We start from the raw sequence: 19,722 nt of genomic DNA, 5'->3' as shown, positions 1-19,722 counted from the left end.
AACTGTTTTACTAAGCCTCGGAATGCGAGAGGCGTTGCAATTCTTCAAAATCGTCTTGTCTTCCGCCACCTTGGCTGGGCGAATCGAAGAGCAGATAAAGCACACGCAGCACTAGCAAGGACATCAGCATGGCGCTGATTACGCCGCCGATTACAACGGTTGCCAGCGGCCGCTGAACTTCCGCGCCCATGCCGGTGCTGAAGGCCATGGGAATAAAGCCCAGGCTGGCAACCAGCGTGGTCATAAGCACAGGCCGCAGCCGAGTTGTGGCGGCATCTTCCACAGCCTGCTCCAGCGGAATGCCTCTGGCACGCAGTTGCCGGATGTAGCTGACCAAAATCATGGCATCTAAAACCGCCACGCCGGATAACGCAATGAAGCCGATGGCCGCCGAAATGGAAAACGGCATATCGCGAATCCACAGGGCGAATATCCCGCCGATCCAACCGAATGGCACGGCGGTAAACACGCGCAGCACATCGATCCAATTCTGGTAAGTGATGTACAGCAATCCGAAAATCAACAACAGCGAAACCGGCACGACGATGAAGAGCCGAGTTTTCGCACGCTCTAGATGCTCGAACTGGCCGCCAAACTCGTAGAAATACCGGCCCGGCGGCAGCGTAAATTTTTCTTTCATCTTCTGTTCGGCTTCCGCCACAAAACTGCCCATGTCACGATTGCGGACGTTGGCGGAAACGGTGATTCGCCGCTGGCCCCATTCGCGGGCAATTTCCGACGGCCCTTCCAGCACGCGAATATCGGCCAAGCGCGAGAGCGGCAGCCGCTCGCCGGAGGCCGTGGGAACGGTGATCGAGCCAATTCCACTTACGCCAGCGCGCATTTCTTCCGGCAAGCGAATTACCAGAGGAAACCGCAGTTGCCCTTCGATGACTTCGCCGACCGGCTTGGAGCCGATCGACTCGATGATGTCGGTCACCACTTTGGCTGGCACGCCGTAGCGCGCCAATTCCGCTTGGTTGAGCTTGATTTGCAAGACGGGCTGGCCGGTGACTTGCTCGCTGGCGACGTCGGCGCTGCCGGGAATTTCGTTCAGAATGGCTTCAATTTCTTTTCCTTTGGCAACCAGCACGTCTAAATCGTCGCCGTATAACTTGACCGCCAGGTCGGAGCGAACGCCGGTAACCATTTCGTTCATGCGCATTTCAATGGGCTGTAGAAATTCCAGCCGCTGGCCAGGAAGATCGCGCAGTTGCTTCTCGATAAGGTCCGTCAGGTCCGCTTGGGTATGCGCTTTCTGCCACTGGCTGCGGGGCTTTAGCGTGATGAACATGTCGGTGAGCTCGATGCCCATGGGATCGGTCGCAATTTCCGCGCAGCCGATGCGGCTCCAAACGTGCTCGACTTCATCGGGGAATTCCGCCAGCACCACCCTTTCCATTTGCGTGTTGTACTTGATGGAATCTTCCACAGTGGTGCCGGTTAGCCGCACCACGCTAATTGCCAAGGCGCCTTCCGATAATCGCGGAACAAATTCGGAGCCGAGGTTCGGCGCCACGATTCCGAAGGCAATCAGCATCAAGCCCGCGGCCAGTCCGATGACGACGAGCTTGAACCGCATCGCCAGGTGCAAGATTGGCACATAAACCGCCTTGATGGCGCGCATCAAGAGCGGTTCCCGTTCCTCCAGGCGGCGAGGAAGCACCAGGCTAGCCAGCACGGGCATCAACGTGAGCGACAAAACTAACGAGCCCATCAAGGCGAAGATCACGGTCAAGGCCATCGGGCGAAACAGCTTGCCTTCGATTCCTTCCAGTGTCAGAATCGGCAAGTAAACAATCATAATGATGAGCTCTCCGAACATGGTGGGCTTGCGGACTTCCACGGCTGCCTCGCGCACCACGTCGACCATTTTGCGTTGTCGGTTGTCGCTGTGAGCGAGATGGCGAACGCAATTCTCCACCATCACTACCGAGCTATCGACAATCATTCCGAAATCGATGGCGCCTAAGCTGAGCAAGCTGGCGGAGATTCCAAATCGCAGCATTCCGCAGAATGCAAACAGCATGGAAAGCGGAATTGCCAGGGCCACAATCGCGGCTGCCCGCAAGTTTCCGAGAAAGGCGAACAGGACGGCGATGACCAACAGGCCCCCTTCAAACAAGTTGCTTTTAACCGTGTTGATTACTTGATCGACCAGCTGGGTGCGGTCGTAAACCGGCGTGATGGTGGCGTTGGCCGGCAGCGTTTGCTTGATTTCATTGAGGCGCGCTTTCATGTGGGACGTGACTTCGTGGGTGTTTTCACCCATCAGCATGAAGCCCAAGCCCAGGACCACTTCGCCTTGGCCATCGGCCGTGACGGCGCCCCGGCGAATTTCCGAGCCAATGGTTACATCGGCCACGTCGCCCACTTGAATGGGCACGCCATCTTTGGCCGTAACGACGATGCGTTTCAGTTGCTCGAGATTGCTGGTTCGTCCGACGCCTTGCACGAGGACGGCCTGCGTGCCTTCGTGTACCATTCCGCCGCCGACATTCTGATTGTTTTGCTCCACGGCCCGGACCACTTCGTCGAACGTCAGAGCGTATTTGACGAGCAACGTGGGATTGATGCGAATTTGGTACTGCTTTTCATAGCCTCCCCAGCTATTGATTTCCGCCGCGCCTTTGACCGTTCGCATCTTGGGCTTAACGACCCAATCGTGAATGGTTCGGGCCTGGGTTACGTCGTTGCCCGCCGTGCGAACGACGTAATGGAATACTTCGCCCAGCCCGGTTGCGACTGGCCCCATCTTGGGGCGCTCGATGCCTTCGGCCAGCTCGACGGTTGCCAACCGCTCGTTGATGAGCTGGCGGCCGAAATAAATATCAGTTCCATCTTTGAACGTCACCACCACTTGCGACAATCCAAATTTAGAAATCGAGCGCATTTGCTCCAGGCCAGGCAAGCCACCGATGGCTTGCTCAATGGGAAACGTAATCCGCTGCTCCACTTCCTCGGGCCCCAACGCGGGGGCGACCGTGTTGATTTGAACTTGCACCGGGGTGGTGTCGGGAAAGGCATCGATATCTAGATAGCGCAATGACAAGCTGCCTGCGACGGCAAACACGACGGCTCCAAGCACCACGAGGAACCGATGCCGCAAGGAAAAGTCAATGATGCGATTGAGAAGATCCATATTTTCTCACCATCGGGCCGAAATAATGTGACACCACCGGCGGCTTACTTTTTGGCTGCGGCACAACAGGCACAGCCAGCCCCCAGATTGCTTTTGAGCAATTGGGCTTCCAAGACCATGCTGTTTTTGCACGCTACCACTTCGCCGGGCAGCAAGCCGGCAATGATTTCCGACGTTCCGCCATCTTGAACGCCGACCCGCACCTCGCGGACGTGGAAGAACTTCAGTGAACCATCTTGCAGGAAGTTTTTGTCGCGCACAAAAACGATGCTGCAATCGCCATCGGTATGCACTGCTTCCGTCGGAACCACCATGGCACTGGGCTCATCACGCAACACAACGCGGCCCGAGCCAAACGTGTTGGATCGGAGCTTGTGGTCGGGATTCGGTAAATCGACCCGAACTTTAACGGTGCGAGTTTTATCGTCTGCCTCCGTGCTAATCCAAGCGACATTCCCTGCGACGGGTTGTGACTTCGCATCGGACGCTTGAAACAGGACGGGTTGTCCGAAGGAAATGCGGCCGGCATCTTCTTGGCGGACATCAAGCATGAGCCACATGCGAGTCAAATCGGCGACTCCGAAGATGGTTGCTGTTGTATCCACCGACTCGCCCGGTACAACTTTGCAATCGACAACCACGCCATCCAGCGGCGACCGCAGAGGAAAGAGATTCGAGGTTGCGTCTTTTTCCAGACCGGCGGTGATCGTAGCCGGCAGGCCCAAAAATTGGATTTGCTTGGCGATTTGCTGCGTGCTTAGCCGATCGAATTGATCGGTTTCAACGGGCATTCCCAGGTTCGTTAGAGTTTGCTCGGCACTAAGCAAGCGAATTTGGGCCTCCTGGAGTGCGGCCTCGGCTTCGCGGAGTTGCTTGCCAGGCACGGCTCCCTCGGCAGCCAATGGTTGTAATCGAGTTACGTTTTCTTGGCGGAGCCGCACTCCGGTGATCGCCTGCAGCAGATCGGCCTTCGCTTTTCCCACGTCGGCGGAATCAATGAGCGCCAGCACGTCCCCTTGGCGGACTGGCTGGCCAACTTGGTTTTCAACTCGCCAGACGGTTCCCGTAACGCGACTCGCTAAATGCGCTAAATGTGTCTGGTCGTAAATAATTTCGCCGTTGGCACAGAGGGCTTCGATGATTGGAGCTTGATCGACGACGGCAATATCCAGGCCGGTTTTATCCATCGCTTCCACGGAGGCAAATTGAATTCGCTTCTGATAGTTTTTGCACCGGCTGCTGTTCTCCGCTCTGGGCAGGAGCGCCAAAGCCCGATGGGCGCGTTGAAAATCCTGATCGCTGATGTGCGGCGTTTCTTTGAGTTGTGCAATGTCGGGATGATGCAGCGGGCATTCCGAGATGCCATGTTCCGCACACCAGCCATAATCGGGCAGTGGCGGGACGAGCTTCTGATCGCATTCAATGCAAATTGCTTCGGGAACATTGTGTTCCTGGCACCATCCTTCGCCGTCTACGATGCAAGCATTCGGTGCGTTCTTGCCGCCGAAAAACAGTGCAGAAAACTTCGGCAAGGTCCAATCGGTGGCATGTCCCCAGGCCGCGATTGCTCCCAACATTCCGATCACAAACAAAGTGGAGAAGCTGCCTCGAAGCCAATTGCGATTCAAGCGCACTTTGGCGGACGGATTGATCGGCCCGGCAGGTACGCTGGTATGCGGCTTGGGAATGATTTTGCGACGAGTAGAAGTGAATAACGACATGCCGAATGCTCCCAGGGCTTCAAAACGCAACGAAGCGGTAAAAAAAGACCTATTGCTACTGCCGGACGACGCAGACACACTCAGCAGAGTGCCGAGCTAACCCATCCCAAAGTGGATGGCGTATAAGAAGAAAATCAAATCAGCCAGATTTGATTGAGAACATGCAACCGTGCGGGGGGCGATTCCTTCGGTCCATCAAGTGCCCGCCACAGTGGAACAAAGTTTGCTAAACTCGGCTCCGAAGAATTTGTCGCGGCCAAAGCTAAGCTGAACGAAGCGTGTGGTGCCTCCACTTGCGGTTTTCCAGTGGACACATAGGTGCAAACGCCCTTGCAGTTGGCTTTGCTGCCTAATGGCGCATCGGATTTGTGATTTTGTGGGGCCCGCTGGCAGCAATCAGCACAGCAAGCAACTTTCGCCGTCCTGTCTTTCCCGGAGAATTCGAGCCGGCAACATCCAAACGATGATTGGATGAGTACTGTAGCAGCCAGGAGGTGAGCGAGAATTGCTTGCATAGCTTGCTTAAATCAACACTCCTTATCCTTGTGATCATCGACCGGCCGGTCAAGTGGACTTGCCGAATAAACCGTAAAATCAGCCTAGCTTTTCCGCACACAAGATCGCTGGCTGCGTGACGCAATCGTTCACCCTGTTGCATCTGCCAGACGCTTATTTTGTGGTGATGATCTCGCGCGGGCCACAACCGAGCGGAGCAAAATCGATTTGCCGACAGCGCCATTCGAGCAGGCCGCGGCAACATTTTACTCGGCAACAGACTGCCAGCTGACATCGAGCTGAATCAGCTAGAACGATGACAGCTTGAATTACGACAGCTTGAGAATTGGCGGCGCTAGCTATCAAATTGTTCCCGCCAAGCGATTTGGCTTAAGCTCAATACCAATGCTATCCCGATCAACGTAATAAATAGCCCATATTCCACTATCATATTTTCCGCCGATTCGATCCAATGCCCTAGCGTGACTGCAGGGATAATCGCAATCAGCTTAGGAATTGTTCGAATGGAAGCACTTATCGAGGTAGCTGCAACCAATGCTAGCTCCGATCAGCGACTGAAAAAACTATCCATCTGCCTGATCAACCCGCGCTTTGAGCCGTCCTATTGGGGATTCGAATTCGCGCTCCCGCTTTATCCGGGCAACAAGCGCAGCACGATGATCTCCGGCTCGCTGAGCGCGGTCGCTGGACTCTGCGGAGAACACAATGTGTATCTTCTCGACGAAAACGTGGAGGAGATCGATTGGGAATCCATGCGGGGCTACGACATCGTGGGCGTGACCGGGATGAATGTTCAGAAAAATCGCACCCGTGAAATTCTTATCCGGCTCCAAGAATTGAACATATTCACCGTCGTGGGAGGACCGTTCGTATCCGTCCAGGAAGAGTTTTTCGATGGTTTGTGCGATACGAAATTCATCGGCGAAGCGGAAACCACGTGGCCGCAATTTTTAGATGATTTCGCACGGGGTAAGACCACGCTCCCGCGCTACGAGCAATCCACGCCGACCGACATGACCACGGTGCCGGCGCCGCGCTTCGACCTGCTCAAAGTCGATCGCTATGCATCGGGCGCGCTGCAATATTCGCGCGGCTGTCCCTTTCAATGCGAGTTTTGCGACATTATTGTCATTTTCGGTCGGCGACCAAGGGTCAAGGATCCCGCTCAGCTGGTGGCGGAACTCGATGACATGCGCCACGCAGGATTCCATTCCGCGTTCATCGTGGACGACAACTTCATTGGCGACAAGCGAAAGGCCAAAGCGCTGTTGCATTTGCTCATTCCTTGGATGGAGCAACACGGTTACCCAATCCGCCTGACGACCGAAGCGAGCATTGATCTGGCCGATGATGCGGAGCTGCTCGATTTAATGTATCGAGCCAACATCCGCAGCGTGTTCATCGGGATCGAGACCCCGCGCATGGAGTCGTTAAAGGAGACGAAAAAGTTTCAAAACCTGCGCGGTGACTCGCAGTCAGCCAAGCTTGGTCGAATTCAAAAAGCGGGGCTCGATATCAACGCTGGATTCATTGTTGGCTTCGACAGCGACGATTTGAACATTTTTGATGATCAGTACCGCTTCATCCAAGAAAACGGAATTACGTTGGCCATGGTTGGCATGCTCCAGGCCATTCCCAAAACACCCCTGTACCAGCGGCTGCAGCGAGAAGGGCGTTTAGTTGAGGAAGATCCCAGCTGCAACATCGTTCCAAAATTGATGAGTCGAGACGAATTGCGAAGCGGCTACTGGAAATTGGTCGAGCGGCTATATACCCCCGCGGCGTTCTTCGATCGCTACTTCAAAGTCTGCGAGTCCCAGGAGTTTCTTCAGCGGCGAGCCGAAATTTGCCGAAAGGCTGGCGAAGGTAAAAAGCTACCCACCTTATGGTTCGGAATCACGCTGCTTTGGTCATTGTTTTGGGCGCTGTTGCGGGACGGCTCATTGATCTCGGTGGGGGGCGTTTACCTGAAGTATTTTTTCGTCCGCAACCTGAAGCATCGCCCAGGAATTATTGGTTTCGCGCAGTTCATGAATCGTTGTGTGACGCATTGGCACTTTTACAAGTTCACACGGGAGCTGACCGCCGGTAGATTACGAGCATATAACACGCTCTGAAAATGATTACCCGAATGGGTCAATTTAGGCTGCAATCTTCGTCTTCGGCGCGCGTTGAACGAGATCCCGGGAGTAAAATAGCCAGGAATTGAGCTGTTTTTCTCCGGCGAACAAGCTATACTTATATGTGGTCGGTCTGACGACATGAATCAGCGGCTTATTGGTTCCACCCAGGAACCCTCTGCTGCCGCCTCTCTCGCATTCCCACCTGGCGGACCAACATGCTGGTCCCTTTCGAGCGGCCTGGAAAGAATAATTGGCCGCAACCCTCCGTAGTAGGAGTTTTATCGTGGGTAAGAAACTTTATGTGGGTAATTTGAGCTTCGACGTCGACAATGCGAGTTTAGAAGCGATGTTTGCGTCATTTGGCGAAGTGAAAAGCGCCGAGGTCATTCAAGATCGCGATACCGGCCGAAGCAAGGGCTTTGGATTTGTGGAAATGGCCGACGACAACGCCGCCCAAGAGGCAATTCGCGCGTTGAACGATACGGAGCAAGGAGGCCGGGCATTGAAAGTCAATGAGGCCAAGCCGCGCGAAGCGCGACCCGGCGGCGGATATGGTGGAAATCGCGGCGGCGGCGGGCGCAGCGGCGGCTTTCGACGTTAACTATCGGCCGCTGCCTGGCTTGGGTTGGTCAAGGATGCCAAACGCCGACCGAGGGTGTGTTTGGCTTGGCAATTTGCAAAGGAGTCGCCAATGTTGCGCGACATTGATTACGCTGCCGTTGCGGTGAAAACGGCCCTCGTCGAAAAGTTTGGACGAGAAGCTGTCTTTGACGATTTGCAAGTGACCGCCAACGAGCGGACGATTTCCGTTCAGCATGGGCAGCGGACCGCCGAAGGGACGCGAGACTTTCTGATAACAATCCTCCGCAAGGCCGGTTCGTACGAGCAGTTCTGGCGGATGTGCGCAGATGCGCAGAATGAAAAGCCGTTATCGATCCGAGGTTGATGCCACCTAGTGAAAAGAGGTTTAAGTGAAGCGTCCGAACAATCGGTTCCAGCGGAAGCCAAATAGATCGGCGACGGTCCGTAAACGCGATGAGGTGCGACGCGAGGTAGCATTGCCAATTCAGCCGAAGCCGCCCACCCAATATGGAAAAGCATTCGTGCTGATGGAAGACGCGGATCGGAATACCTTTGAATTTGCCGCGGGAGCTTGGATCCCGTATGGATTGACCATTGCCCAATGTCGCAGAGATTGCCTGGTGAAGGAGCTATCACAAAAAGTGAATGGAAAGACCAGGTACGAAGTGCGCTCGCCAATTACGCTCGAATCGTAGCAAGGAAGAATGCTGAGCGAACCATGGGTATTTTAACGCGCAAGCAGGGAGAACAATTCGTCATTAGTTCCGATCACACGGAACCCGGCGTGATCAGCACACGTCCCCCTCGGCGGCTGAATGAGCCGTACCAAGTGTGGACCGGCACGGTTTGGTCAGCCAATATCATGGAAGCGGCGATCTTTGAATCTCTGGAGGATGCTGACGAATACGTCCGCGCGAATTACACGAGATTAAGCATTATCAAATAAGGTGGTACTTTAAGCCTGTCTAACGCCAGGTTAGGCGGTGACCACTGTTTGCGACGTGGCTAAAGGATCTCGAATCATTTAGTCGGTCGCTCCACTCATCGGAGAAACTTGCCATGCATCAAGTTGAAGTGATTCGAAACGGTGTGGAAGTTGGAAGAGTCCGTTTTCGAGGCATCACCAAGCCGGAGACGCCGGCATTGGAAACGCGACGCTATCAGTGCAGTCCGAAGAACTGCGTGCCGAAGGATATTGTTCGCAAAATTGCGGATCGCCTTGCGTTCGGTTTGGCGGCTGGCCACGAAGGTGACTACGAGTGGCACACTTAGAGCCGATGCTCACACCATGCTTGCACACCTTTGAATAAAGACGACGGTTGTGACACAAGTACTCCGGTGTGTAGTCGTCTAATTTGAAAAATGTAGTGGCGTCTGTCCCCCGACGCCTGCTGTTTCTTGAACAAAAACGGCTAAGGACGGCCGTCGCTACATCGATGAGTGGCCAAATTAGGAGACGACCACGCCCCGGTCGTGATGCACTTTGCTTCCGCAGGGTGGCTGGGGTCGACCGAAGGGAGCCCCCAGCGGGCAGCATTCCGGGGGCTCGGTGGCACTCGACCCCGGCCACCCGATGCAGTTCACTGCAAAATGCATCACTACCCACGCCCCATAGCTTTTTCCCTTGAATGTGATATACTGTAACTACTTGATCCTCTGGGCATTTAGGCCAATTGGATTCTTGCCAGGTCCAATGGCCTTTCTAAAATTGCAGCGCAACCCGCGCTTCGCCCATTCGGTCCTGAGAATTCTGTAAAGGACCCATCCATTGAGTTTTTGTGAATTGGGGCTCGCTGAGCCCATTGTGCGGGCGGTTGTTTCCGAAGGTTATCAAACTCCTACTCCCATCCAGCTGCAGTCGATTCCGCAGATCATTGCCGGGCGAGATTTACTCGGCTGTGCCCAAACCGGCACGGGCAAGACAGCGGCCTTTGCATTGCCGATCTTGCACCAGGTTGATGCCGTTCGGCGACCCGCTCAACCGCGGGCGCCGCGGGTGCTGGTACTGTCGCCGACGCGCGAACTGGCCTCGCAAATTGGACAAAGCTTTGCCACGTATGGCCGGCATTTACGCTTCCGCCACACCGTCGTGTTCGGCGGCGTTGGCCAGCAGCCGCAGGTGCGGGCCCTGGCGCACGGCGTGCATGTGCTCATTGCTACGCCCGGCCGTTTGCTGGACTTGCTGCAACAAGGGCACGTGCGGCTGGATCAGCTCCAAATCTTCGTGCTCGACGAAGCTGACCGCATGCTGGATATGGGCTTTTTGCCCGACTTGAAAAGAATCATCGCCAAGTTGCCGCCGCAGCGACAGTCGCTGTTCTTTTCGGCCACAATGCCGGAGACGATTGCAGGATTGGCGCGGAGCCTGCTCAGCGATCCGGTGCGCGTGACCATTACGCCGCCGGCCACTACGGTCGACCGCATCGAACAGCGGGTGCTGTTCGTCGATCGGCCGAATAAACGCGCATTGCTCAACAAATTGCTTGTGGCGGGCAATTACCAGCGCGTGCTGATTTTCACACGCACCAAGCACGGCGCCGATAAGGTGGCGCAACAATTGAACCACGCGGGCGTGGCGGCCGATTGCATCCACGGCAACAAATCGCAATCGGCGCGCGAGCGCGCCCTGCTGCAATTCCGCCGCGGCACGCTGCGAGTGTTGGTGGCCACCGATTTGGCGTCGCGCGGCATCGACGTCGACGGCATCAGCCACGTGATCAACTACGACTTGCCGATCGAGCCGGAGGCGTATGTGCACCGCATCGGTCGTACGGGTCGAGCGGGGGCCGATGGCGTCGCGCTTTCCTTCTGCGACTTTAGCGAACGCGGCGCGTTACGGGCGATCGAGAAGCTTGTGCGGCGATCGCTGCCGGTGGAAGTCGACCATCCGTACCATGCCCCCTCGAATCCGGCGTCAAACGAGCGGCGTTTTGGCGGGCATCGGTCTCGTGGCAACCGCCCTGCAAAAGCAAATCAGCGCTCGCGGGGTCGTAACGGTCAATCCCACTTTGCCAAGCGAAAAGGAAAAAGGTTTGCCGCCAACTTCGCCGCGGCAAATTAACCCGGCCATGCGAAAATAATTCTTCGACGACGATGAGGTCCCAGAAATGTTGAGCGAACGCGACGTTACCACCCTGTGGCGAAAACTCTTCTCGGGACGAGAAATTTCCAGCGCCGTATTAGCCGAGGCGAAGGCGCTGCTCGGTAAATTAAGTCCGGAGAATCCATTGCGAGTTCGACTTGGCGCGGAGCTTGAAGAAATTCACAAGCGGCGGGCCGCCAAGTAAAGTCGCCAAAGTCGATTAACGTCCAAACTTAAATACTTCGGCGTCGCGATTAGGCCGTCCAAGAATTAAGTCGTTAATCAGTTTCGCGGCGATCATGCTGAATGTGATTCCATTGCCGCCGTAGCCAAGCGCAAAGTACGCTCTGGGTCGAGTGGTCGGCTGCCCAATATACGCCAAGCCATCTTTCGTTTCCGCAAAGGTGCCGGCCCAGGCATACTCGGGACTGAATTCAGTGTTGGGAAAGAGCGCATGAAATCTGGCGACTAACTTGCCGATTTTCCGATCTACCAATCCGTCCCGATCATGATCATTTGAGAATTCGGTGTCTTCGCCGCCGATCATGGCACGGCCGTCCTCGGTGCGACGGGCATAGAAATATGGCCGAGCTGTTTCCCATATCAAACAATCTTCCGGCCAACCCTGGATGGACAAACCTGCTTGGCTAGTCACCGCGTAGGTACTGTTGAGATTTGCTGTCGGTGACTTCAAGTGCCTCTCCGATTCATAGCCTGTTGCATACACAATGAAGTCGGCCGAAATTGTACCCGTTCCAGCCTGCAGCAAGACGCGGTCATGAAGTTCTTCAATGCTTTGCACGTCAGTATTGGAGAATGCTTGTAGATTCCGTCGAAGACCGGCCTGCACCAACTGCTGGGTGAAGCGAAATGGATCGATCTGTGCGTCTCCACCCGACCGCAGCGCAGCGGCCGCAGGAATGGATGAAATATCGGCAAGCTGTTGCCGGTTTAAATATTCCACATCGAATCCATGTTGCCGCTGGCATTCGTATTCACGCCGCAGACGCCGCTGATGCCAGCACGTACTGGCAAAATAAAGACTTTTGCGGCGCGAGAAACCGCAATCATCATCGAGTTCATGCACGAGGCTTTCGATTTCGTCGATTGCCGCAAGGCCGCGACGGTAGGCGTGCACGGCGTGCTGTTCGCCGACCCGCTTAATTAAACTGACGAGAGGCGTATCGACTTCGTACTGCAATAGGCCGGTGCTGGCCGCGGTACTTCCTTGGCCAACCTCGTGCCGATCCAACAAAATCACGTGCAGGCCGCTTTTCAACAAATGATCGGCCACGAGCGCGCCAGTTATGCCAGCTCCCAACACAGCAACCTGACAGGCGATGTCGCCGGACAATGCAGGTAGATTCAATCGATCGGTAGAAATTTCGTACCAATACGGTTTTCCCGATCGAAGCTTCACGTGACGGCGCCTGGAAATGGAAATGCGTCGTTGACGAACGCTACCAAAATTGCGACCTCGTTGCAGAACCAGACTCGATGTGCTGCTAAATGGTAGTAGCTGGCTAGGAGTGCAGCAAGCGCTGCCTCACTCGGGTACACGGCCTACTGTGTTTCGGGAAAGTAACCTTTGCCGGTCCGTTTGCTGGACCTCCGCCGGATGGGATACTAGAAGACAGGCCGGCGGCCAACTGTCTTGGCAACTTCCAACCTGAGCGGTTAACGATCATCGACGCGGAGTGATGGCCCCCGTCGTTCAAACCTGGGATCGAGCATTCCAAAATCAAACACTTTGCAGACAGGCCAAGCGATATTTCTCAATTCTCGCTTTCTCGTTCTACCTTCCACAAATCCATTTTGTTGCTGGTCGTCCACCTTAAGCCGGGCGTTGTCTCATCTGAGTAATCGAACGGCCTTGTCGGTCCTAATTTTGCGATGATAACTTTGGGCCCTAACCGACGCGCCAGCAATTGCATTATGGACCGCGCGAGGGAACGAATAATTGAACCCCGACAGTGTCAGACGCTTAAAGGAACTATTCCATGGCTACCAAGCGACGGAAACGAAAGTCCACAACCCGGTCCAAGCATCGGGCCAGTTGGCGCGGCCAATTACGCTTCGGGTTGGTGTCCTTCGAAGTGCAAGCCGTGAATGCAGAGATCAAAGAAAAGGCGGAGGTCCACTTTCATCTCCTCCACGAGCCTGATCATCAGCGCATTCATTACGCCAAAGTATGCCCGAAACATGGCGAAGTCCCCAACGATGAGATCGTCGAAGGCTACGAATACACCAAGGGAAAATATGTGGAATTCGACAAGGAAGAACTGGACGAATTACGAACCCAGAGCGAGCGCGCATTGACTCTGGATGCGTTTATCAGCGCCGATGAGATTGACCCGATCTACTTTGACGGACGAATGTATTATCTCATTCCCTCGGGTACTAGCTCGAACGAGCCCTACGCGCTGTTGGAAGCCGCGATGGAGCGCCAGCATAAGTGCGGCATCGGACAAGTGGTGTTCTCTGGCCGAGAACAATTGGCATTGGTTCGGCCACTCGATGGTGTGCTTACCATGTCGATGCTCAATTACGATGCGGAGATCCGCAAGCCGGCCGAAATCAAGAGCGACTTTGCCAGACCCGAAGCCAACTCTCGTAAGTTACGATTGGCCGAACAACTAATCACCAGTTGGCATGAAGGTAAATTCGACTTCAGTGATTACAAGGATCGCTATCGCCAAAAAGTGAAGCAGGCCATCGAAGCCAAAAAGAAAGGTGTCCAAATCTCAGCGCCCGAGGAAGAAGAGCCGGAAGTCATTAACTTGATGGACGCCCTCAAGCGAAGTGTGGAGCACGCCGGCGCGCGAACTCGAAATCATAAAGTTGCCCGAAATAACCATAGAAAATCTAGAGCGAAAAAAAGAGCTTGACCCATCGCTATGCCCACCAAGTCTGACTCTTCGATCGCGGCCCACCGTGCAGCTCGAGATGCTGCATTAGTCTATACGACAGATTCTGTCCCAGGAATTCAGCGCATTCGCAATGGCAAAGGCTTTGTTTACCAGAATTCGAAAGGAAGGCGGATACGCAGTGCCGCCACGCTAGCGCGCATCCATCATCTGGTAATTCCTCCTGCTTGGTCAGATATCTGGATTTGCACGGCTGCCACAGGCCATTTGCAGGCCACGGGCCGTGACGCGCGCGGCCGCAAACAATATCTCTACCATCCGCGGTGGCGAAGCATTCGAGACTGCAAGAAGTTCGATCGGATGGCCGCATTTGGCCGCGCCCTACCCCGAATTCGCCGCAGGGTGACACACGATTTACGGCAGGCCGGAATCACGCGCACCAAAGTGCTGGCTACGGTGGTCCGGTTATTGGAAGAGAGCCTTATTCGTGTCGGCAACGATGAATATGCTCGCGCGAACAATTCATTTGGGCTGACGACCTTTAAAAATCGGCATGCCCAAGTGTCGGGTTCCATGGTTCGCTTTCAATTTCGCGGAAAAAGCGGCAAGGCGCACGCCATCGCGATCAGCGATAAAAAGGTGGCCAAAATCGTGAAACGATGCCAGGAGCTTCCCGGCCACAATCTTTTCGAATACCTGGACGAGGATGGTCAACCACGCGGTATTCATTCCGGGCAGGTCAATGAATACCTGCATGAGATCACCGGCGAGGAGTTTACCGCAAAGGATTTTCGCACCTGGGCCGGTACTCTTTCCGCCGCGAAACTGCTGAGCAGATCCGAATCGATTACTCAATCAAAACTAGCCGCCGCAGTTAAAGATGTTGCCAAGCAGCTCGGCAATACGCCGATGGTCTGCCGAAACAGCTACATTCACCCCATGCTGCTTTCCACCGCAGAAAAAAATCGATTCCGAGAACTGTTCCAATACAAGCACCCTAACGGCCACGGAAAATATGGATTACGGCAGGACGAGGTGGCCCTCCTCCGCTTGTTAAAGGCCTATCGCGCTCCAAGCACCAACGGCGAGCAATCCAACCGTCGGCGCACAATGACTCCCTAATTATGCCGGCCAAATATTTACATGGCGAGAAGATCGAAAAAGCAGCAACGGCGTTGATCTTGATCGACGTGATCAACGATTTTGATTTTCCCGAAGCCTCAGAATTGTTGAAACAAGCGATCCCCGCTGCTCATTGCATCCGAAAATTGAAAGCCCAAGCAAAGGCTGCCGGAATGCCCGTAATTTACGCCAACGATAATTTCGGGCGCTGGCGATCCGACTTCACGCGATTAGTGAAACACTGTTTGGCGCCGGAGTCTCGCGGCAGGCCCGTGGCAGAATTGCTCAAACCCGAGGCAGACGATTATTTCGTGCTTAAGCCGAAGCACTCTGGGTTTTATTGCACCGCGCTGGAGATTTTGTTAGACGATTTAGGAGTCCGGACCGTAATTTTGACGGGCTTTGCCACCAACATCTGCGTATTGTTCACCGCGAACGATGCCTATCTGCGTGATTTGACCGTGATTGTTCCTCGTGACTGCGTGGGGGCGAACACAGTTTCCGAGAACGATGCAGCGCTGTCGCAGATCCGACGGATCCTCAAAGCCAATACCCATTTGCATAGCAAACTGGATTTGAAAAAGTTGAGCTGTCATGGGCAAAAGATTCCGCGACGGCGCAAGCCCGGCGGCAGCCATGGCGCCAGCTCCAAACCCCGTTAGCCAGAATGTTGGCCGGACGTCGAATCAATTCGCGGTTTGATGATCTCGGCACGGCATGTGCATTTTAGAGTCGGACGTTGACAATCGATCTATCCAAGCACCTGGTGCGCTATGAAGACAGAACCTCTGTGGCAAGCGATTCGCCGCCCACGATTTCCCCAGCTCAAGCAAGATGCGAGTTTCGACGTGGTTGTGGTGGGCGGGGGAATCACAGGCATCACCACCGCCTATCTGCTCAAGAAGGCCGGAAAGAAAGTCTGCCTGTTAGAACACCGTCGAATTGGATCTGTTGACACCGGGCTTACGACCGCACATCTCACCTATGTTCTCGATCTACGGATTTCCAAATTGGTCAGCACTTTTGGTGAGCGGGTAGCCAGCCTTGTCTTGGAAGCAGGCGCGCTGGCCGTGGACATGATCGAGTCGATTGTGAACGAGGAACACATCGATTGCGATTTCAAGCGTGTCCCCGGCTTTCTAACTGCGCCGTTCCGTCAAGCAACGGACCGCCGGTTAAAGAAAGACGCCCAGGCGGCAAGCAAGTTGGGTTTTCCGGCCCGCTATCTGGAGCAAGTGCCGTACTTCGACATTCCTGGCGTGCAGTTTCCCAATCAGGCAAAATTCCATCCGCTGAAATACATTTACGCCTTGGCCAAGCGAATCGATGGCGGCGGTTCGGCGATTTTTGAAAACAGCAAGGTCAGCGAAATCCGCGAAAAACCGCTGCGCGCTGTGGCCAACGATTTTCAGGTCAAAGCGAAATACCTCGTAATCGCCACGCATGTGCCGATCACGGGGAAGACCGGCATTGTGAGTGCGACGCTGTTTCAAACCAAACTGTATCCTTACACCTCGTATGTCCTCGGCGCGAAAGTGCCAAAGAATTATTTGCCGGAAGCTTCGTTTTGGGACACTTCCGATCCTTACTACTATCTGCGCGTGGAATCTGGAAAAACGTACGATTACGTCATCTTCGGCGGCAACGATCATAAGACTGGCCAAGCGCCCAATACGGCGGAGCGGTTTCGCGATTTAAAGAAGACTTTGCTTCGAATAATCCCTCGCGCCAATGTGGACCGGCAATGGTCGGGACAGGTGATCGAAACCAACGATGGACTTCCCTACATCGGCGAAACGGAGAAACGGCAATTCGTCGCCACCGGCTTCGCAGGAAATGGCATGACTTTTGGCACCCTGGCGGCGCGAATGGCCCGCGATGCAGCCCTGGGAAAAGAAAATCCTTGGAAGCAACTATTCGCGGTCGATCGCAAGAAAATTCGTGGCGGCACTTGGGATTATTTGGCCGAAAATGTTGACTTCCCGTATTACTTTCTCAAAGATCGATTGACGCCCGCTGAGGGCGATTCGGTCAGCCAGGTGAAAGCAGGCGAAGGCAAGATTTTGAAACTCGATGGCCAGCGAGTGGCCTGCGCACGCGATGCCGAAGGAAAAATTCACGCGGTCTCGGCCCACTGCACCCACCTAGGCTGCATTGTCCATTGGAACAAAGCGGAAAGTACTTGGGATTGCCCTTGCCACGGCTCGCGTTTCCAAGTCGATGGTTCGGTACTGGCAGGTCCTGCCGAAAGTTTCTTGGAGCCGGTGAAAGTATCCCGGAACGGCAAGCCAAAACGCGTTGCGAAGCAGGCGCAAGCCGGTTGACTGCCGGAATAGACGGCGCCATATCGCAAACTCAATTCTGCGAGGGAAGAGCCAAATCATCGCCCTCTGCGTTCATTCCCAGCACAAGCGTGCCTCCGAGGGCGCCTTGAACGCAACGACCACCAATTCGCCGATAGAGCAATCCGTTCGAGAGTTGATAGCATGTTGAGCCCACATACATGATTTGGGCTGCACTGATACGTTTGCCGCTTTCATATTGGAGGCCGACCGTATCACCAACTTTTAAGTTCTCGATCCTCATGGCATTTCTCTCCGTCGATCGCTAGTCGGAAGTGGAATGCAATTTCCATGCCCTCTACTGGGCAGCAAAGACAAGCACCTACCCGAACAGAAGTGAAAGCCGCCAAACTTTCCCATTGAACGCCGAACGTTCACAATTGCTCCAAATTGGCCATCCCCGGCTCAAATAGCGGCTGAAATGAGCGGGATGTCGAATAGCCCCGCTGGATGAATGCCCCTAATTGAAGGGAAAGCCCCCTTCCAAGCGACGCCAGTCAGCAGGCGCGAATATTCGGCACGGACTGTGCAGGAAAGGTGGCCCACATTTATGAGAGGAGAACCAGCAATGTCCACCCGGTTACTTGGTTTGATAACGGCCACTTTGTTGTTTCCAATTGGTGTCGCCTACGGGCAAACACAACCGCAACCAGGCCGTACCCCTGCAGCGCCCCAACCGCCGGCAGCGGCAGGACAAAATCCATCAACTCCGGCTCGCAATCACGACGCAATTCAAAATGCTCAAACCCCGCAGGCAGTGCGGCAAGAACGTCCTGAGCAACAGCTTTCTGATCATGATCAATCGAAAGAGTTTTCGGCTGCGGAAGCACAGAATTCATCGCTGCAGTTCAAACATCAGCCTGACGAGGGGCAGATTCGCGGGTTCGATTTCTATCGCGATCCCTTGAACGCCATGAAGCCTCTGGAAACTCTCGATGCCATTATGCACGCAGATATCGAGGCCAAGCCCAAGGTGATGCAGGAGCAGCAACGTTATTTGGAACAACACTATGATTTAACGCCGCATTTCGATGCAGCGGCAAAAATGAGTCGTGGCAAGCCGCTAGCTGTTGGGCCGACAGCCCGGTTGCCAAACAACCTGACGTTCGACGAGCTTGCCAAAATGGATCCGGCGGAAATCCGTCGCCAAAATTTGTTTCCCTATCTGGCGCTGCCGCATCCCAAGCAAACACCCGGCGGCCAGGTATTTCCGCAAGTTCAAATCCAAATGTTTCCTCGGTTGCAGCGCTACGACATTGATTTCGACTTACCGGAGGTATTCCTGCCGGAGTTTCCGCCGGCGATCTTTTTGCGAAGTCGGCCGGAATTGGGCGATGTCTCTCGCGGAGAAGTCGTTTCGATCAACAACTATTACCGGCTCTTCAAAGACATCCTGACACCCGTTCAGTTGGATGGATTGCGTTTGCTGCTAACGCCGTTTCCGCAAGAGGAGTTCAACCCGACAGACGACCGCAAGTCGCTGCAACCCAGCCTGGGTGTGACATGCCTGGATTGTCACGTGAACGGGCATACGACCGGACAATTTCACCTGAACCCCGACACTCGACCTGAAAATCGAAGATTTCGACTCGACACCGTTAGCTTGCGCGGCGTGGCACAACAGCAAATTCATGGCTCCAAGCGCAGCTTGCGATCGGTGGAAGATTTTACAGAGTTCGAGCAACGCACCGCGTACTTTAACGGCGACGAAATCCATGCGATTAAAAAAGGAATGAATATTCTCGATCGCATTCAGGTGAGCCACATGACGCAAATGCAAAATATGTTCGATTTTCCTCCGGCGCCAAAACTGGACGAGCTGGGGCACTTGATTGCTTCCAAAGCCACCCCAAGTGAACTGCGTGGCGAACAGCTATTTTTTGGTAAAGCCAAGTGTGGAGTCTGTCACCCAGCACCGTTCTATTTAAACAATTTGATGCAGGATCTGCACCTCGAGCGGTTCACCAACGACGCGCCGGATGGCGAGATCAAAACGTTCACACTACGCGGAATTAAAGACAGCCCACCGTACCTGCATGATGGTCGCTGCCTGACCTTGGAAGACACCGTCGAGTTTTTTAACCTGGTGCTCCAGTTGCAGCTCAACAAACAAGAGAAGACCGATCTGGTGGCCTTTATGCGGCAGTTGTAAACATGGTGACGAGTGCGGCGGATATTGGGTGCTACATCGGAACTTCGGGCTGGACTTATGCAGGCTGGCGCGG

The 19,722-nt window shown here is 54.6% G+C and carries 16 protein-coding genes; 12 read left to right on the top strand and 4 right to left on the bottom strand.

The annotated features are described in order from the left end of the window. Positions 1-10: 10 nt before the first annotated feature. Both VFE46_11205 and VFE46_11200 read right to left on the bottom strand, forming a co-directional pair. On the bottom strand, positions 11-3,142 hold the full coding sequence (locus tag VFE46_11205) for a CusA/CzcA family heavy metal efflux RND transporter (protein ID HZZ28560.1): 3,132 nt from the start codon (positions 3,140-3,142) through the stop codon (positions 11-13). Positions 3,143-3,186: 44 nt separating this feature from the next. Beyond that, the gene (locus VFE46_11200) at positions 3,187-4,863 is read right to left on the bottom strand and encodes an efflux RND transporter periplasmic adaptor subunit (GenBank protein ID HZZ28559.1); all 1,677 of its coding nucleotides are present in this window, start codon (positions 4,861-4,863) and stop codon (positions 3,187-3,189) included. Positions 4,864-5,882: 1,019 nt separating this feature from the next. Between VFE46_11200 and VFE46_11195 the strand changes: the two genes are divergently transcribed. The 7 genes from VFE46_11195 to VFE46_11165 all read left to right on the top strand — a co-directional run bounded on the left by VFE46_11195 (position 5,883) and on the right by VFE46_11165 (position 11,371). Continuing rightward, positions 5,883-7,496 (top strand): B12-binding domain-containing radical SAM protein, encoded by a 1,614-nt coding sequence (locus tag VFE46_11195; protein ID HZZ28558.1) that lies wholly within the window; start codon positions 5,883-5,885, stop codon positions 7,494-7,496. A gap of 289 nt (positions 7,497-7,785) precedes the next feature. After that, positions 7,786-8,103: an RNA-binding protein gene (locus VFE46_11190; GenBank protein HZZ28557.1), complete on the top strand. Its 318-nt coding sequence runs from the start codon at positions 7,786-7,788 to the stop codon at positions 8,101-8,103. A 90-nt stretch (positions 8,104-8,193) separates the two neighbouring features. After that, complete coding sequence (locus VFE46_11185) at positions 8,194-8,448, top strand: hypothetical protein (GenBank protein ID HZZ28556.1); 255 nt, start codon at positions 8,194-8,196, stop codon at positions 8,446-8,448. A gap of 354 nt (positions 8,449-8,802) precedes the next feature. Continuing rightward, the gene (locus VFE46_11180; GenBank protein HZZ28555.1) at positions 8,803-9,030 is read left to right on the top strand and encodes a hypothetical protein; all 228 of its coding nucleotides are present in this window, start codon (positions 8,803-8,805) and stop codon (positions 9,028-9,030) included. A 113-nt stretch (positions 9,031-9,143) separates the two neighbouring features. Continuing rightward, the gene (locus tag VFE46_11175; protein HZZ28554.1) at positions 9,144-9,356 is read left to right on the top strand and encodes a hypothetical protein; all 213 of its coding nucleotides are present in this window, start codon (positions 9,144-9,146) and stop codon (positions 9,354-9,356) included. 496 nt (positions 9,357-9,852) lie between these two features. Beyond that, entirely contained in the window at positions 9,853-11,145 is a 1,293-nt protein-coding gene (locus tag VFE46_11170) for a DEAD/DEAH box helicase (GenBank protein HZZ28553.1), read from the top strand. 46 nt (positions 11,146-11,191) lie between these two features. Further along, positions 11,192-11,371 carry a hypothetical protein gene (locus VFE46_11165; GenBank protein ID HZZ28552.1) on the top strand — a complete coding sequence of 60 codons (180 nt, stop codon included), beginning with the start codon at positions 11,192-11,194 and terminating at the stop codon, positions 11,369-11,371. A 15-nt stretch (positions 11,372-11,386) separates the two neighbouring features. On the opposite strand, the gene VFE46_11160 is transcribed toward VFE46_11165, so the two are convergent. Beyond that, positions 11,387-12,586 (bottom strand): FAD-dependent oxidoreductase, encoded by a 1,200-nt coding sequence (locus VFE46_11160; protein HZZ28551.1) that lies wholly within the window; start codon positions 12,584-12,586, stop codon positions 11,387-11,389. A 580-nt stretch (positions 12,587-13,166) separates the two neighbouring features. Between VFE46_11160 and VFE46_11155 the strand changes: the two genes are divergently transcribed. The 4 genes from VFE46_11155 (at position 13,167) to VFE46_11140 (ending at position 17,479) form a co-directional block, all read left to right on the top strand. Then, entirely contained in the window at positions 13,167-14,054 is an 888-nt protein-coding gene (locus VFE46_11155) for a Ku protein (protein ID HZZ28550.1), read from the top strand. A gap of 9 nt (positions 14,055-14,063) precedes the next feature. Further along, entirely contained in the window at positions 14,064-15,155 is a 1,092-nt protein-coding gene (locus tag VFE46_11150; GenBank protein HZZ28549.1) for a hypothetical protein, read from the top strand. 2 nt (positions 15,156-15,157) lie between these two features. Continuing rightward, on the top strand, positions 15,158-15,817 hold the full coding sequence (locus tag VFE46_11145; protein HZZ28548.1) for an isochorismatase family cysteine hydrolase: 660 nt from the start codon (positions 15,158-15,160) through the stop codon (positions 15,815-15,817). Between the two features lie 111 nt (positions 15,818-15,928). Continuing rightward, positions 15,929-17,479 carry an FAD-dependent oxidoreductase gene (locus VFE46_11140; protein ID HZZ28547.1) on the top strand — a complete coding sequence of 517 codons (1,551 nt, stop codon included), beginning with the start codon at positions 15,929-15,931 and terminating at the stop codon, positions 17,477-17,479. A gap of 31 nt (positions 17,480-17,510) precedes the next feature. Here VFE46_11140 and VFE46_11135 read toward each other — a convergent pair whose 3' ends face one another. Next, positions 17,511-17,741 (bottom strand): hypothetical protein, encoded by a 231-nt coding sequence (locus tag VFE46_11135; protein ID HZZ28546.1) that lies wholly within the window; start codon positions 17,739-17,741, stop codon positions 17,511-17,513. Between the two features lie 324 nt (positions 17,742-18,065). Between VFE46_11135 and VFE46_11130 the strand changes: the two genes are divergently transcribed. Continuing rightward, positions 18,066-19,649, top strand: a complete 1,584-nt coding sequence (locus VFE46_11130; protein HZZ28545.1) for a cytochrome B6 — start codon at positions 18,066-18,068, stop codon at positions 19,647-19,649. Positions 19,650-19,722: the final 73 nt, after the last annotated feature.

It is taken from the genome of Pirellulales bacterium (assembly GCA_035656635.1).
GTDB lineage: Bacteria > Planctomycetota > Planctomycetia > Pirellulales > JADZDJ01 > DATJYL01.
This window is presented reverse-complemented; position numbering and strand designations above follow the sequence as displayed.